Origin of the sequence: Nocardiopsis sp. EMB25 (genome assembly GCF_026797795.1) — a bacterium.
Lineage (GTDB): Bacteria > Actinomycetota > Actinomycetes > Streptosporangiales > Streptosporangiaceae > Nocardiopsis > Nocardiopsis lucentensis.
On the sequence record NZ_JAMTDN010000001.1, the window covers coordinates 5583664 to 5598000 of the forward strand.

The window sequence follows — 14337 nt, forward strand, 5'->3', positions numbered from 1 at the left end:
GTGAGCGCGCCGAAGACAACCCTTCACGGGGACTCCTTCTCGTCTAGAAGCCAGCCATCACCTGGATGAGGGCGGCGTAGCTGATCAGCAGCAGGAACCCGGCCACCAGGCCCATCGTCGGGAGCGTCATGCGCTCGGTGGCCGCGTGCGCGGCGGCCTCGGCCTCAGCCAGGCGCCTGGCTCGCAACGACGACGCCTTCGCCGTCAGCGAGGAACGGGTGCGGGCGCCCGAGGCACCGCCGCCCCGGAGGGATGCGGCCAGTTCCCGGAGTTCTCGTACCCCCGTCTCCTCGGCGAGGCTCTCCAGCCCCTCCCACACGGGTCGATGCCGCAGGGTCGCCGCGTGCACGGCGTGGCGGATGCGGTCCGGCGTGGGGCCGGTCCCGTACGCGAGCGCCGCGTTGAGCGCTCCGGTGGTGCCAGCACCCGAGGACAGGCCCATCACGACCAGGTCGGCCAGTGCCGACGTGGCGGCTCGCAGTTCGGCACGGTTCTTCGCCGCCGCTTGGTGGGCGGCCAGGTCCGGAGCCAGGAAGCATGCCCCCGCGACCCCAGCGGCGAGCACCCAGGCCGTCAGGGGTAGGGGCAACAGGGAGCCGCCGACCGTGGTCACCACCGTGCCCAGGAGCACGCCGAGGACGGTGGCGGCGGCCTTCTCCGCCCGGTAGGCGTCCACGGACACCTCGGCCACGGCGAGTGTGCGTCGGGTCTTCGCACCGGGAACACCAGTGCGGGCCAGGAGTTGGGCCGGTCGGTGCCCGAGCCGCTGAGCCCATCCACCACTCGGCGCCACCTGAGGCTTCGGGGCGGATCGAGGGGTGAGGCGTTCGATCAGGGTGGGACGGCGCATTCCGTAGGCGGCGGTGTACACCCCGGCTCCGACCAGGGCCCCGGCCATGGACATCACGAACACGCTCATGAGACACCTCCCGGCCCAGAACCACCCGCGATCGCCAGGCGGAACGGGCGCGGTTGCGTGGGCGGTGCCGCCAACCGCCCGAGCCAGAGGAAGGACGCCGTCCACAACCCACCCGCCATCGCGAGGACGGCCTGCCCGGAGACCGTGCCCACCGGAGCCAGGAACGACGGGTTGAACGCCACCATCCCCAGAAGCATGAGCGTGGTGGCTGCGGTGATGATCCGCACCGACGAGCGCACCCTGGCCCGCGACGCCGACACCCGGGCCACGGTGACGGCCCGTTCCCTGGCCGCCTCCGCCAACCGCGTCAACGTCCCGGCCACGTCGCCGCTCTGCGAGGACGCCCCCATGCTCAGGGTGATCGCGACCAGATCCCCCAGGTCGGAGTTGACGTCCCGGGCGAAGACCGCCGCCGCGTGCTCCATCGACTGCCCCGCTCGAAGCCGTGCCTCCAGGTCTTGGACGCGGTTGCGGATCAAATCCGGGGCGATGGGCACCGTCGCCGTGATCGCCTGGTGCAACCCGGAGGCACCGGTGATCATGTCCCGAAGCTGCTCCGCCCAACAGGCCAGGGCGTCAGCGATATCGGCTTCGGCCCGGGTACCGGTGTCGGGGCCGAGCAGAGTCGGCATCCACCACCCAGCCGCCGCGGCGAGCACCACCCCAACCGGCCAACCCGTCACCACCCCGACCAGCGCCCCAGCGGCGATCGCCCCGGCCGCGCGCAGCCACAGCCCACGGCGGACCAGGACCTTCACCCAGCGACGCGGAACAGCACGAGCCGCACCCCAGGGGAGGAGACGCATCGCGTAGGCGGCGCAGGCGATACCGGCTCCACACAGCGCGCCGGCCACGGCCAGGCCGCCGACCTCCCCACTCCACCACGGCGTCACTGCGCCCACCCCCGCAGCGTGTGTCCGGCCCGGCTCAAACGCTCGCCGACCAGTCCGCTCGGGACGCACACGACCGCACCTGTCGGGTCGTCGACGGCACGTGTGTAGACCTCGTTCGAGATGACCTGTTCGCCCTCGGAACCGACCACCTCGCGCACGCTGGTGACGACCCGGTCCCCGTTCGGGGCCGTGTCGATGTGGACGACCAGGTGCACCGCCAGCCCCACCAGGGACGCCGTCGCCGACGCGGTCATCCGCTCCGGGGCCTGTGCGCAATACGTGGCCAGCTTCGTGAACACCTGCTGGGAGTTGGACGCGTGGATGGTGGACATCGACCCGTCCGTGCCCATCGACATGGCGTTGAGCAACGCGAGAGTCTCCGGGCCCCGGGTCTCCCCGACCACCACCCGGTCCGGGCACATCCGCAGTGCGGCCCGCACCAACTCGGCCAGGGTGACCTCCCCGACGCCTTCGACGTTCGCGGGACGGCCCTGGAAGGCGACCACGTCCGAGCCGGGCATGTGGCGGTGCAGGCCCAGCTCCAGGGAGTCCTCGATGGTGATGATCCGTTCACCGTCGAGCAGACCCAGCAGGGACCGCAGCAGCGTCGTCTTGCCCGCGTTGGTGGCTCCGCTGATGACGACGTTCAGACGGGCCCGGACCGCCGCGACGAGCAGGTCGTGTGCGGCCTGATCGACCATTCCCGAACGCGCCAGGTCCTCCAGCCGCAGGTAGCGGGAGGGGTGGCGGCGGATCGTCACGGTCGGCCGGGCCGCCACACCGGGCATGACGGCTGACAGCCGCGCGCCGTCTGGTAGCTCCATCGACAGGATCGGTGCCGCCACGTCGAACCGGCGCTCCCCGCCCGGTGCGCGGGCGGCGATCCGCTGCACGAGCGCGACGAGGTCGGCGTCGGTGTCCACCACGGCCGCGCGACGTTCCCGCTGCCCAGCACCGAGGTCCACGATGACCGGGTCGTCGCCCATGATGTGGATGTTCTCCACCTCGGGGTCAGTGAGTAGTTCCTCCAACGGCCCGAGCCCCAGAACGTGATCCAACACCAGTTGGCGCAGCCGGGATTCCATGGACAGCGTGAGGGGGCTCCCGCCCTGGACCAGGTTGGTGCGTACCCGCTCCGCCAGCAGCGCGTCCACGAGATGCTCCACCTGATCGGCGTCGGTCGCTTCATCGGGACTGGTGATGAGCTGTTCGGTGACACGGCCGGCCAGAGCCAGCGCGGTCGCACGCAAGGACGCCTGATCAGGTTCATCGTCGGGGACCGGGGCCACGTGCGGCACACCGTTCATCGTCGTCATGCCGCGCTCACCGCCATCGTGTGTCGTGACGGTGCTTCCAGGCCGATGCCGGAGAAGTCGTCGCACAACTCGGCGAGCCCCTTGGCGGTCCTGATCAACGGCACCCACTCCAGGTCGTCGGGGTCGTTGCGTTGGGACCACCACGCGGCCACGCGATCCCTCCAGCGGTGTGGTGGATGGTGCCTGCCCTGGGTCAGCGCCGCGCCGGTCGGGTCGTGGGGGACACGGGCCCACACCGGTAGCCCGGCCGCGATCTGGGACACCTCGTTGTCGCCGTGCCCGCACGCGCCGCTGATCGCCAGACCGACGCGGACGCCGTCCTCGCGCAGCGACGCCAGGATCGGCGCGCACGCCTTGAGCCTGTTCGCCTGGCCCACGTCGCCGGGTGAGGTGAGGACCACCACCACATCGGCGTGGCGGAGCAGCGCCGAGCCCGCGGACCCTGGGACGGTGCGGCCGACGTCCACGATCGCCGTGCCCGAGGACAAGATCCCGGGCGAATGGGACAGCATGCTCACGGCGCGCCCGGATTCCAGAGGATCAGCGGGCGCGGGAACGGCGCGAAGGCCCCCGGGCAACTCCACCGCGTGGTTGACCAGGCGGGCACCGGCCGAGGAAGCGTTCTCCACACCCGCCTCCGCCCAGACCTCGGCGGATGCCTGAACGGGCGACGGTGTCCGCGAGGCCACCGCCAACGACACCAACCCCTTGTCGTTGAGGTCGATCCCGTACCAGGAGGCCACGTCCCCACCGGAGACATCCGCCTCCACCAACACCGGCACCGTCAGTGGGCTGGACGGCCAGCACGCCGCGATCGCGGTGGCCAGGGTCGTCACGCCCGGAGCGCCACTGAGCGAGCACACCGCCACGATCATTCGCTCTCCTCCTCCGACGCGTCCGGATGGACGTCCTCGCTCGCGTTGACCAGGGCGATCTGGACGCCGTCTCCAGCCACCGCCCGTGAGATCCGGGCAGCCTGGTTCCGGGGCACGACGACCTCCACCACCTGCTGCCCGCCGTCGAAACCGTTCTCTGCCGCGGGGGCCACGCGATGAACGATGCCCGGCACCACTCCGGGTTCGTCATCGGCGGAGTCCTCGTCGTCCTCGGCTGCCTCATCCGTGGTCGGAGCAGCGGTGATCAGGGCGACGTCCACCCCCGACCCCACGGCCTGGGGGAGAGCGGCCACGGGTACCGAGACCACGGCCTGGTCAGGCTCGGGCCACGACGTGCGGTCGGTGACCGACCCGCTCACCAGCGGGAAACCCGACGGAACCGGACGGGTCAACCTCATCCCCTCCGCGGCCTCCGGGGACAGGAAGTGGAGCCCTTCCGCTTCGTGGATCTCGACCGAGCCCAGGTCCGCTCCGGTGAGTACGTGCCCAGCCGGGAGATCCTCGCTGAGCACGGCGACCGGGACCGTGTTGTCGGAGACCAGACCCGCCCAGACCCCAGCTCCGATGCCCAGCGCGATCAGCATCACGGCCGTCAACCCCCACTTCCAGCGTTGACGTGAGACCGCTGCCAAGCGCACCGACTCCCACTCCGTTCCCTCCTCCGAGGAACTATCCCTGCTTTTCCGGTTTGGACGCTTGGGATTCGCGAGCGTGACCATCCCTCCTCCTTCCTCGTCAACGTCTGTCTGGAGCCGTCAGCGGATGTCGGTGACCACCGAGTGGATCTCGCTCACCGGAACCGTCGCCGTGGATGTGGTGGTCAGGGGCTCCAGGTCCCCACCACGTCCGTCAGTGGTGGACCAGGACACCGCCCACTCCCACACCGCCGTCAGGTCGACCGTCGCCCCCGCCCCGCCCGGAGGCAGCGTCGTGTAGGTGTGGCCGCAGTCCGGGGAACCGTCGGCGTGGCGGGTGGTCGGGGTGAAGACGGTGCCGGGGCCGGTGCACACCACCTCGTGTCCGTCACCGGTGTCCCACACCACCCGTTCCGGGGACGCGACCACCGTCACCGACCCGGCGCTGACCGATGCGGTCGCCGACACCGGTTCCCAGTCCCGCTCGTCGACCCACATCCAGGCGGGGATGTTCACGAACCGAAGTTTGTCCGGGGTCGGTGCGGTACCGATGTCGGGCTCGGGGAGCCGCATCAGCGCCCGCGCCTGCTCCGCCAACGCCACGGGGTCGAACTCCGCTGCCGCCGCAGGCGCCACGGCTCCCTCACACCGGGCCATCCCCGGCGGCATCTCCTGCGGCCCCTCCTTGCCGGACTGGGCGAACTCCAGATCCCACGCCAGGCAGGTCACACCGTCATCGACCGGGCTCTCGGACGGAACACTCGGGACGGTGTTCTCCTCGGACGTTCCCGAACGGGTAGAGGAGGACCTGGCCGTCACCCCGCACTGCCCGTTCGCGCATTCGCTGTCCACGAAGAAGCCGTCAGCCGCCGCCTGCTGGGGCAGAGCGATGACCATGGCGACCGTTCCAGCGCAGAGCAGGGCCACGTACCCGGGGTTGGTCCGTGTCAGCACGACCCGTAGTCCTCCATCCACAGGTCGTCCACGAGCCACCGGCCATCGGTGGACACGACCGTGGCGGTCACCAGGCGTGAGCCGCTGGGCCCGTCGGTCGGTGTGCCCACGATGTGCCACCCCGAGTCGTCGACGCAGTCCTCCACGGACACCGTGGACCGGGAACCGTCGAGGTTGGTGCCGACCACCTCCGGGCTTAGCTCTGGTTCCCCGGTGGCCTCCACACCGCGCAGCATGGCCGTGGTGAACTCGAGTGCCTGCCCCGAGGCGTACTCAGCGAGATTCGGATGGCCGACCGCGCCCTCGTGCGAACCTTCCACGACCACGCCCCACATGCCTCGGTAGACCTCCAGTGCCCGCTCCTCCGCGACCGGGCTGGGGGACGGCGCGGGTGTGGAAGGTGTGGGTACCGCCCCTTCGACGGAACCGCTTTCCTCCGCCGCGCATCCCGTCAGAACCACGGCGATCACCATCGCCCGCAGTGCCGTAGGCATGGTCATGTCCCACCCCCGATTCCTCACCGGGCACGGTACTGACGCCGTGCTTTCGATGAGTGACACTAGCCACACGCAGAGTTATCACACAACCACTTTCTGGATGCTCACGGTGACCAAAATTGTGAAGAGAAACACCGGGATTCGATGTCGCACGCCTCACCTGCGCAAACGCCCTGGGCAACAGCAAGAAGGGGGTCGACTTCCCGTGAAGTCGACCCCCTGTGTGGTGCTGTTGAGTCAGGAGACGGGTGCTCGCATGGCTTCCCATTGCCGTATCAGCCCGGCCAATTCGCTCCACTCGCCGGACGTGTCCTGATTTTCGCCTTCAGTGAGGTGATTCCGCACGCCCCTTTTCATGTGAGGTGCGCGTGGTTTCTCTCCTCGGCTCCGCTCGCGCTGCTGCTGTTCGTGCGCGACGAGATAGGGGCGGACCGCCCGTACGCCATCGTCGTCCACACACCAGCCGAGCCTCGACCCGCCGAACTCCGCTACCGGCGTGTCCTCCTGTCCCCCCGCCGTGAACAGGTTCCACGCCCGGTCCATGTCGGTGAGCCTGACCTCACGCGTGCGCGTGGGCGTCGTCGGCTCATGGTTCGGCGGGCGAGTGGGTTCGCTGGACTGTGGCGTCGTCGTCCGTGTCTCCTGCGGTGCCCGGTCTCGGAGTGGTGCGGACCTGGCTCCGATGATCGCGGAGAGCACCACCCCTACGGCGTGCCGGGCGCGGTGCACCCAGCCTCGTGGACGCCTCCGGTGCCGCCCCGTACGATTGCCCATGATCGTCCTCCTGCTCTTCCAGGTGGTTGATCACGCCTCGGGCCGGTGGTGACGCACCGCCCGGGGCGCTTTGCTGTTTGCGGTTGTTCTTCGGGTTCGACCGCACCGACGGGAGAGGGGCGGGTGTCAATGGCCTCGGGGTCGTACGCCCCCGAAGCTGCGCTTCCTCACCCCTCCTGCGGTGGTGTCATCAGCCGCGACGCGCGCCGTAAGACATGGCGAACATCATTAATTCAGACATTCCAATCAATGCGGTCGAACGGTGGAATTCCGTTCATCCATGTGGATGGCGTTTGCGATGTTTCCCCATACTCGCGAGAAGTTTCAACCCGGTTGGCTCAGAACAGTCACAGATCCCGAAGAATCGGGGCCGTGAGTGTGGGGAACGGGCTCTCCACTCCTGGAACGCACCCGTTCCCCCGCAACGGCTTCTCCTGGCTGTCAACCCGGCCTGACGGCCGCGACGAACCGAGCGCTGTAGTAGGTGCCGTCCACGGGCTCGACACGGACGAACCGACCACTCCCGGGCGCGTTCACCATCTGCCCGTCCCCGACGTACATCGTCACGTGCGAGGGTGAGCCGCCCGGCGCTCCAGTGTCGTAGAACAACAGGTCACCAGGCTGTAGCCCGTCCAGGCTCACCCGGGTTCCAGAGTTGACCTGATCGGTGGTCACCCGCGGGATGCTCACCCCCGCTGCCTCCCACGCCCGCATCACCAGCCCCGAGCAGTCGAAGGCCCCCGGTCCCGTGCCACCCCACAGGTAGGGCTTCCCGACCTGAGCCAGCGCCCATTCGACGGCGACGCGCCCCTGCTCGCCGCTGGCCCCGCTCGGCACCCGGACAGCGGCTCGCGCCGCGATCCGTGCGTACTCCTCGGCGTACCCCAGCACCTCCCTCACGTAGGCGTTCGAGTGGTTGTAGCGCAACAGGGCTTCGCGGCGTTGCCGATCGTCGGTGAAGTCGACGGCCGCGCCCTCGGGGTGGCTGACGCACAGGTACACCGCCGCACCGAGCGTCGCGTCGAACACGTTTTGCGGGTCGGCGGTACCGTCACCGGAACCGTCGACGCCATGGCTTTCCCAGGTGACGGGCAGGAACTGCATCGGACCCACCGCACGGTCATACACTCCGTCCCCATCCCAGACACCGCCGTCGCTGTCAGCGTGCGGGGTCGTGTTTCCGCCAGCTCCGGAACCGTCCAGGCGCGGGCCGACGATCGCGGGGTTCACGTCACCGTCGGGGTCGATCTGGCTCCCGGCGGCGTGCGTGGACTCCTTTCGTCCGATTCCGGCCAGGAGCGGCCAGGTCATGCCCGTGCAACCGGGGTGGAGTTCCTCCAGACGCATGGCGGCGTTGACGTAGGCGGCGAGCAGAACGTCGGGGATGCCCCGGACCCCCGAACGCGGCATCTGGGCGTGCTGGAGGTTCCCACCGGCTACGGCACCGATGATCACCGGCAGCAGGACCATCGTCGTGCCCACGCCGATCACGAGGCGGACCACCGATCACCCTCCTCCGGAACCGGGTGACGCCGGGCGATGTCCAGCAAGGCCAACCGGCCCAGGCCGTCCGTGCCGCGCCAGATCCGGGCCGCGGGCCCAGGATGGTTGAGCTGGTGGTGGGTGGTGAGGTAGACGCCCACCTCAGCGGAGGCATCCTCGGCCGCCTTGACCGCGAGGTTGTTCTCCCGGGCGGCGGAGTGCACCGCGAACAGCACGATCGACGGCAGACCGGACTCACCCGCCAGCCACGCGTACCCAGGGAGTTTTCTGCGGACCTTCGTCAACGGTTCGCTGCCAGTGTCGTACTCGACGAAGGCGTGCAGTGTCGTGCCGTCCTGGCCCCACTGAACGTAGGCGTCGGGGCGGATGTGCCGTCCCCACCGACGTGCGCTCTCACGTTCGCCGTACCAGCACACCAGTTGGGCCGACGTGGTGGTGCGAGCGGCCGTGGTGAACGCGACCAGGCAGTCCACCAGACCGATCTTGTGTCCGAGCTGGCGGGAGTGGGCCAGCAACGCGATAGCGTCCGAACGCACCGCCGGGTCCTGGGGCTCCGCCTCTCCGCCCCGGTGGGCGGCTACGAGCGCACCGCCGAGGCGGCTCAGGACCCAGTGGTCGGGGCTCCGTCCCCGCGGTGAGTAGGGGCGGAAGCGGTCGACCAGCTCGTACTGGTGCAGCCTGCTCATGCGGTGGCGCACGACGCGGTCACAGCGCTCGGGGAAGTGGAGCCGGTGGATCTGGTGGGTGGTCATGACGTTGTGCTCGTGCAGGTCCGCCAGGATGGCGTGGTCCCTGGACGTGATCCTGGGAACCAGACGCCTCAGAGCGCTGGTGTCCGTCACTTGGCGGCTCCCTTCCGCCGGTCCGGAACGCGTTGCTCAGGCGTCAGCCCGTGCAGGCGTGCGGCCTTGCGGACCTCGGTGGCGCGCCCCGGTACCGCCGCCGGGAGTGGTCGGGTTCGGACCGTCGCCGCGCTCTGCTCCTTGGCGCCCACCAGAGGCCGGACGGCCGCCTGGTACGCACCGAGGTGGGTCAGGTCGTAGGCGCCCAGGACGGGCAGGGTGTGCTGTTGCAGACTCGCCGCGTCGTCCGGTGAAGCGGTGAAGTAGATCTTCGTGCGCGCGTTCGCCGACACCGCCTTGCGCAGCTCGGCGGGGAGCTGACCCAGCTCCTGGTGGGCCAGGGTCAACCCCAGTCGGTAGCCGCGGGCCTCGGCCAGCATGTCCTCCAACGAACCGGGCAGGTTGAGGAAATTCTGGGCCTCGTCGATGTAGGCGCACAGGTCCTTGCGCTGGTGTTCTGGGACGTGGATCCGTGCGGTCACCGCCTGCCAGGTGGCGGCCAGGGCGAACGACCCGATCAGCGAGCTGGTGTCCTCGCCCAGGCGACCCTTCGGCAGCCGGAGCAGCACCAGGTGGCCGGAGTCGAACAGACGGGGCAGATCGACGGTGGACGGCCCCGATGCGACCACCTGGCGCACCCACCGGCGCAGCAGCGCGGTCCGCAGCTTGTTGAGCACCGGCCCGGTCACCGCGCTCCTGGCCGAGACCGTCAGCCCGGAGTACCAGCCCCAGAAGTCGCTCAACGCTTCGTCCCGTCCGGTGCGCGCGGTGACCTGCGCCATGACCCGAGCGCGCAGCGTGTCGTCGGCGAGCAGACGTGGGATGTGGCCCAGCGTCAGCTTCGAATCGCCTGCCCGGGTCAGCGTGAGGGTGGCGGCGCGCAGAATGTCGTCGGTCCGGGGACCCCAGTACTCGGAGTAGATCCGACGGAAGATCCCGACGACGGTGTCGGAGACGAAGTCCGGGTCCCCTCCCTGGAGCAGGTTCAGCCTCGGCGGCGGGGCGTTGTCGTCGGGATCGAACACCACCACCTTGTCCACGGCGTGCTTGGGCAGGCGAGCGAGGATGTCGGTGACCAGATCCCCGCGCGGGTCGATCACCAGCCCGGACCGCCCCGCGTCGGCGTCCTGGAGCACCATGTTGGCCAGCAGGGTCGACTTGCCCGACCCGGTCTTGCCGAGAATGTGCGTGTGCTGGCGTGACTCGGTCACACCGAGGGCGACGGGGCGCCGTGTACCGGCGTCGCTGTCACCGATCATTCGCGTGCCCTCGCCCCCGGAGGGTACGGCCGGACTCGGGGCGGCGGGTCGTGCTCCGGCGCGGATCAACCCCGGAACGGTGGCGTCGGTGGGCAGGTGCGCGACCCCGGCCAGTTCCGTGGTGGACAGCAGGAACCCGTAGCCGAGGAACCGGTTGGACAACCACCAGGTCGGTTTGAGCATGAAGCGGCGGTCCAGGTGGTTGGTGCCGGAGGTGAACGCCGCGAACGCCGAGGCCACCCCGTGTGCCCGGCCTCGCAGGCGTTCCTTCGCCGGTTCTCCGTCATGGCCGGTGGTGAGGATGTAGGCGACGTCGCACGCCAACCGAGGGCTGGACGCCTTGGTCAGGATCGCCCGCACGTCGTCCCCCGTACCGGGAAGCAGCGGTGGACGGCTGGTTCGGGTACTGCTGGTGGTGGGGTCGATCGCGTCCAGCAACATCACACCGAGACCGGTGTGACCGTGCAGGCGGGCCGCCGCTTGGCGGGCCTGGGCCGCCCGCCAGGCCGTGACGGGTCGGGCGGTGATCCTGATCAGGGCGTGTTCTCCCTCCACTAGGTCCTCCAACGTCCCCAGGAGTGGACGGGCGGGATCGTCGTCGAACCTGGACCGGAGCGGGAACGCCTCCGCCCGCCCCAACCGCAGGAATCCTCCGGTGGTGTACGCCCCGTCCGGGAGCGGTGACTCACCGGGGGTGAGGGTGCGGGTGGAGGTGGTGGCACCGGGCCAGGCCGAGGCGATCGCGCGTTCCACCGATCCGGGAGGAATGATCCCGGGCACCCACACCTGGAACCGCATCCCGTCCGCCGAAGCCACGATTTCCAGGGCCAGGTGGGGCTGGATGAGCCACCGTGACCAGCGAGGTTTGAGTAGCCCCAGGGTGTTGGTCCAGAACGCCTGCGCGTTGTCCAGGGTGGCCTGTGGCGGCGGCAGGATCTCCACCACCCGCGCCTGCTTCGACAGGTAGGCGTGGCGGGCCAGCCGCGCACCGATCACCGCCGCGCACACGGCCGCCCCGACGAGGGGGATGGTGGCGATGACGACGTACACGCCGCCGTTGAGAAGGAAGTCGATCATCAGGCCACCGCCTCGTCGTCCGAAACGAACACGGGTGCTGGATCGCCGTCCGACTGTTCCTGGGCCAGCAGTGCGGCGAGTTCGGCTGGGTCGGAAGTGATCAACCGGTGTTCGAACGGTGAGGCCAGGGGGTGAAACCCCACTCGCTGGTGTCCCGCGACGAGGAGTGCGCTGCCCCGGGGCGCGGTACCGACGAGATGGGCTTCCCCGGCTGAGAGGTGGAACGCCTCGGTGACAGCGTCGAGGTTCTGTGGGGCCTGCTTGAGCAGGATCTGGGTGGCGGCGTTGGCGACCACCACGCGTCCCCGTTCGCTGCCGAGCACGTCGCCCACGTCCTGGGTGATCAGGGTGAGCCCGGCCCAGTGCTTGCGCCCCGCCTTGGCCAGCCGCGCCAGATAGCGGGCCGCGGCCGCATCCTGGAGCAGCAGCCACGCCTCGTCCACGACCACCATCCGAGGCCGGGTCTCGCTGCCCGAGGTGACCCGACGCCAGATCGCTTCCAGCGCCAACAGGACGCCCACGGTGCGGACCTCGTCAGGCAGTTCCTTCAACGAGACCACGGTCAGTCGCTCGTCGAGAACGGCAGTGGTCGGGCCGTCGAACAAGGCGGCGTGCGACCCGTGGACGAAGGGTGCGAGCTGGTCGACGAGACCGTGGGCGGCACGGGTGAGACCCTCGTCCAGGTTCGGGTGGGACGCGATGTCCTCCAGAACGGTGGCGAGGTCGGCCAGCACGGGCGCGGGACGGTTCCAGGTGGCAGGATCGCGGGTGATGCCTGCCTCGGCGTAGACGGTGATGATCGCGCGGTCCAAGGCCGTCTTCTGGGTGGCGGTCAGCGCACCGACCATCGCGGCGATCAACGTGTGCAGGAACAGCGCACGGTTGGTGAAGGCCTGGCCGTCGACGTCCGGGTCGGACAGGTCGAACGGGTTCAGCCTCCCCTCAGGCGTGCCCAGGCGCAGGGCGGTACCACCCACCGCTTCAGCCAGCCGGACGTACTCGCCCTCCGGGTCGATGACCGCGACGTCGACGCCGACGAACAGCGACCGCAGAACCTCCAGCTTCGCCAGATAGGACTTGCCCGCCCCGGAGCGGGCGAGGATCACGCTGTTGTGGTTGTCCAGCTCGCCGCAGAACCGGTCCCAGGCGACCAGCCCGTTGCTGTGGGTGTTGGCGCCGTAGACGACGGCGGTGTCACCCAGCTCCGCGACCAACTCGGGAGAGGTGAACGGCAGCAGGGTCGCGGCGGCGTCGGTGTCCATCGAACGGCTCATCCCGATCGCGTCCGTGCCCAGCGGGAGGGTGGAGATCCACCCCTGAAGCGGCCGGAACGTCGCCGGAACTGCGTCTACGAGCAGGGACGCGCACAGCGCCGAAAGCTGCTGGAGTTCGGCTTCGAGGTGTCCCAACGTGGGGGCGTGCACGGTGATGTAGACCGAGACCCGGAACAGGCGCCCTTGGCCGGTGGCGAGGCGTTCGGCGATCTCGGCCGCGTCCATGGCCGCCGTGACCTGGCGCGGATCGGTGACCCGGTCCTGGGCCGCGCTCGTGCGTTGCGCCGACTCCAGTCGAGCTCGACGCTTGCGGAGATTGGCGGCGGCTGTGGCCGCGGGTACCGGGACCAGGTGGAAGCTGAGGTCGATCCGTCCCGGATAGGTGAGCAGGGGCTCGGCCCAACCAGCAGCCACCTCGCGGGGGTAGCCGGTGACGATCATCGTCTGGCACACGGTGCCCTCGATCTCCAGGTGTCGCGGCTCGACCCGGATTGCGGGTCCCCCCAAGGCGGTGGAGCCGCTCTTCGTCCACAGGCGGTGCATCAACGCTCCTCACTGTCGTTGTTGGCGGTGTCGTCGACGTCGTCGGTGGCGGGGTCGGTGAGGTGCCCGCCCGGGGTGGTGAGGGACTGGCGTAGCGCGAGTTCGGCTCCGGCGCGGTCCAGGAGCCGGGTACGGACGCCGAGTGTGGTCAGCCGATCGGCGATGTCCTGGGCGCGGCGCCGCAGTGCCGCCGATGCGCGGTGGGCGGGCCCGGCGGCGGTGACCACCACCAGGACCTCGTGGTGGGACAGGTCGTGGGTGAGGGCGAGGTCATCGAGGAAGGCGGCGTGCGCCGTCGCGGCCTCACCCAGGGTTGGCGGCAGGTGGTGGGCGTTCTCGCGCAGGATCATGGTGAACGGCGACAGGTCGGCGTTGCGGCGCTGGACGAGGATCTGCACCGGCTCGGTCAGGGAGTCCAGCACGGCGGCGAACGCCGCCAACACCTGGTCCTGTTCACGCCCCGAAGCGAGCTGGAACGGGAGCGTTGTGCAGGTGATGACGGCGGCGCAGCGCCCGCCCAGGTCGATCACACCTTCGGAGGTGATCGCCGAGGCCGGGAGCCGGAGAGGTTCCAGACGTGGAGTCCGCCGAAGGCGCGGTGCCCATCGCGGCCGGGCAGGAATCGCATCTGAGGGGGCTGGTACGAGGTGCTTGGCCGCTCGCACCCAGGCCAGAGCGGCGACGGCGAACCGGTCCAGGGTGAGGGCATCGCGTTCGCCCAGCGCGACGGCGATGGCCGTACCCAGGATCGGGGCCAGCGCCAGGCCGAACACCCAGAGCGGTACCACGTCGCGTAGCAGCAGGTAGGCACCCCAGGCTCCGAGCAGGACGGGGGCGATGATCAGGCACTGGCGGGCGGTCAGGTTGAACAGGATGGGTTCGGGGCGGTCGATGTCGGTGGGGATTCGTCCCTGCCACGACGACGGCTCTTCAGAGGCCACGCCGATTCCTTCCT

At 69.8% G+C, this 14337-nt stretch carries 13 protein-coding genes; all 13 read right to left on the bottom strand.

Translation table 11 applies throughout. The features are described 5' to 3' along the window. Positions 1-43 precede the first annotated feature (43 nt). The 13 genes from KIK06_RS24795 to KIK06_RS24855 all read right to left on the bottom strand — a co-directional run bounded on the left by KIK06_RS24795 (position 44) and on the right by KIK06_RS24855 (position 14323). Positions 44-919, bottom strand: a complete 876-nt coding sequence (locus tag KIK06_RS24795) for a type II secretion system F family protein (protein ID WP_268645320.1) — start codon at positions 917-919, stop codon at positions 44-46. Next, positions 916-1821: a type II secretion system F family protein gene (locus tag KIK06_RS24800; RefSeq protein WP_268645321.1), complete on the bottom strand. Its 906-nt coding sequence runs from the start codon at positions 1819-1821 to the stop codon at positions 916-918. The genes KIK06_RS24795 and KIK06_RS24800 overlap by 4 nt, the downstream gene beginning before the upstream one ends. Continuing rightward, on the bottom strand, positions 1809-3128 hold the full coding sequence (locus KIK06_RS24805) for a CpaF family protein (protein ID WP_268645322.1): 1320 nt from the start codon (positions 3126-3128) through the stop codon (positions 1809-1811). The genes KIK06_RS24800 and KIK06_RS24805 overlap by 13 nt, the downstream gene beginning before the upstream one ends. Continuing rightward, positions 3125-4003 (bottom strand): hypothetical protein, encoded by an 879-nt coding sequence (locus tag KIK06_RS24810; RefSeq protein WP_268645323.1) that lies wholly within the window; start codon positions 4001-4003, stop codon positions 3125-3127. The genes KIK06_RS24805 and KIK06_RS24810 overlap by 4 nt, the downstream gene beginning before the upstream one ends. Then, positions 4000-4656, bottom strand: coding sequence for an SAF domain-containing protein (locus tag KIK06_RS24815; RefSeq protein ID WP_268645324.1), 657 nt, complete (start codon positions 4654-4656; stop codon positions 4000-4002). Before KIK06_RS24815 ends, KIK06_RS24810 begins: the two co-directional genes overlap by 4 nt. A gap of 123 nt (positions 4657-4779) precedes the next feature. Next, a complete protein-coding gene (locus KIK06_RS24820; protein WP_268645325.1) occupies positions 4780-5613 on the bottom strand; it encodes a hypothetical protein in 834 nt (277 codons plus the stop codon). Beyond that, positions 5607-6113, bottom strand: coding sequence for a hypothetical protein (locus KIK06_RS24825; protein ID WP_268645326.1), 507 nt, complete (start codon positions 6111-6113; stop codon positions 5607-5609). Before KIK06_RS24825 ends, KIK06_RS24820 begins: the two co-directional genes overlap by 7 nt. 234 nt (positions 6114-6347) lie before the next feature. Continuing rightward, positions 6348-6653: a hypothetical protein gene (locus KIK06_RS24830; RefSeq protein WP_268645327.1), complete on the bottom strand. Its 306-nt coding sequence runs from the start codon at positions 6651-6653 to the stop codon at positions 6348-6350. Between the two features lie 672 nt (positions 6654-7325). Beyond that, on the bottom strand, positions 7326-8387 hold the full coding sequence (locus KIK06_RS24835; RefSeq protein WP_268645328.1) for a C40 family peptidase: 1062 nt from the start codon (positions 8385-8387) through the stop codon (positions 7326-7328). Beyond that, positions 8372-9229 carry a replication-relaxation family protein gene (locus KIK06_RS24840; RefSeq protein WP_268645329.1) on the bottom strand — a complete coding sequence of 286 codons (858 nt, stop codon included), beginning with the start codon at positions 9227-9229 and terminating at the stop codon, positions 8372-8374. Before KIK06_RS24840 ends, KIK06_RS24835 begins: the two co-directional genes overlap by 16 nt. Beyond that, positions 9226-11565 (bottom strand): type IV secretory system conjugative DNA transfer family protein, encoded by a 2340-nt coding sequence (locus KIK06_RS24845; RefSeq protein ID WP_268645330.1) that lies wholly within the window; start codon positions 11563-11565, stop codon positions 9226-9228. Before KIK06_RS24845 ends, KIK06_RS24840 begins: the two co-directional genes overlap by 4 nt. Then, a complete protein-coding gene (locus KIK06_RS24850) occupies positions 11565-13382 on the bottom strand; it encodes a VirB4 family type IV secretion system protein (protein WP_268645331.1) in 1818 nt (605 codons plus the stop codon). Before KIK06_RS24850 ends, KIK06_RS24845 begins: the two co-directional genes overlap by 1 nt. Continuing rightward, on the bottom strand, positions 13382-14323 hold the full coding sequence (locus KIK06_RS24855; RefSeq protein WP_268645332.1) for a PrgI family protein: 942 nt from the start codon (positions 14321-14323) through the stop codon (positions 13382-13384). Before KIK06_RS24855 ends, KIK06_RS24850 begins: the two co-directional genes overlap by 1 nt. Between the last annotated feature and the right edge of the window lie 14 nt (positions 14324-14337).

Coding starts and splice junctions, on each gene's coding strand:
- KIK06_RS24795 (WP_268645320.1), bottom strand. CDS start 919: ATGAGCGTGTTCGTGATGTCCATGGCCGGGGCCCTGGTCGGAGCCGGG.
- KIK06_RS24805 (WP_268645322.1), bottom strand. CDS start 3,128: ATGACGACGATGAACGGTGTGCCGCACGTGGCCCCGGTCCCCGACGAT.
- KIK06_RS24810 (WP_268645323.1), bottom strand. CDS start 4,003: ATGATCGTGGCGGTGTGCTCGCTCAGTGGCGCTCCGGGCGTGACGACC.
- KIK06_RS24825 (WP_268645326.1), bottom strand. CDS start 6,113: ATGACCATGCCTACGGCACTGCGGGCGATGGTGATCGCCGTGGTTCTG.
- KIK06_RS24830 (WP_268645327.1), bottom strand. CDS start 6,653: ATGGACCGGGCGTGGAACCTGTTCACGGCGGGGGGACAGGAGGACACG.
- KIK06_RS24845 (WP_268645330.1), bottom strand. CDS start 11,565: ATGATCGACTTCCTTCTCAACGGCGGCGTGTACGTCGTCATCGCCACC.
- KIK06_RS24850 (WP_268645331.1), bottom strand. CDS start 13,382: ATGCACCGCCTGTGGACGAAGAGCGGCTCCACCGCCTTGGGGGGACCC.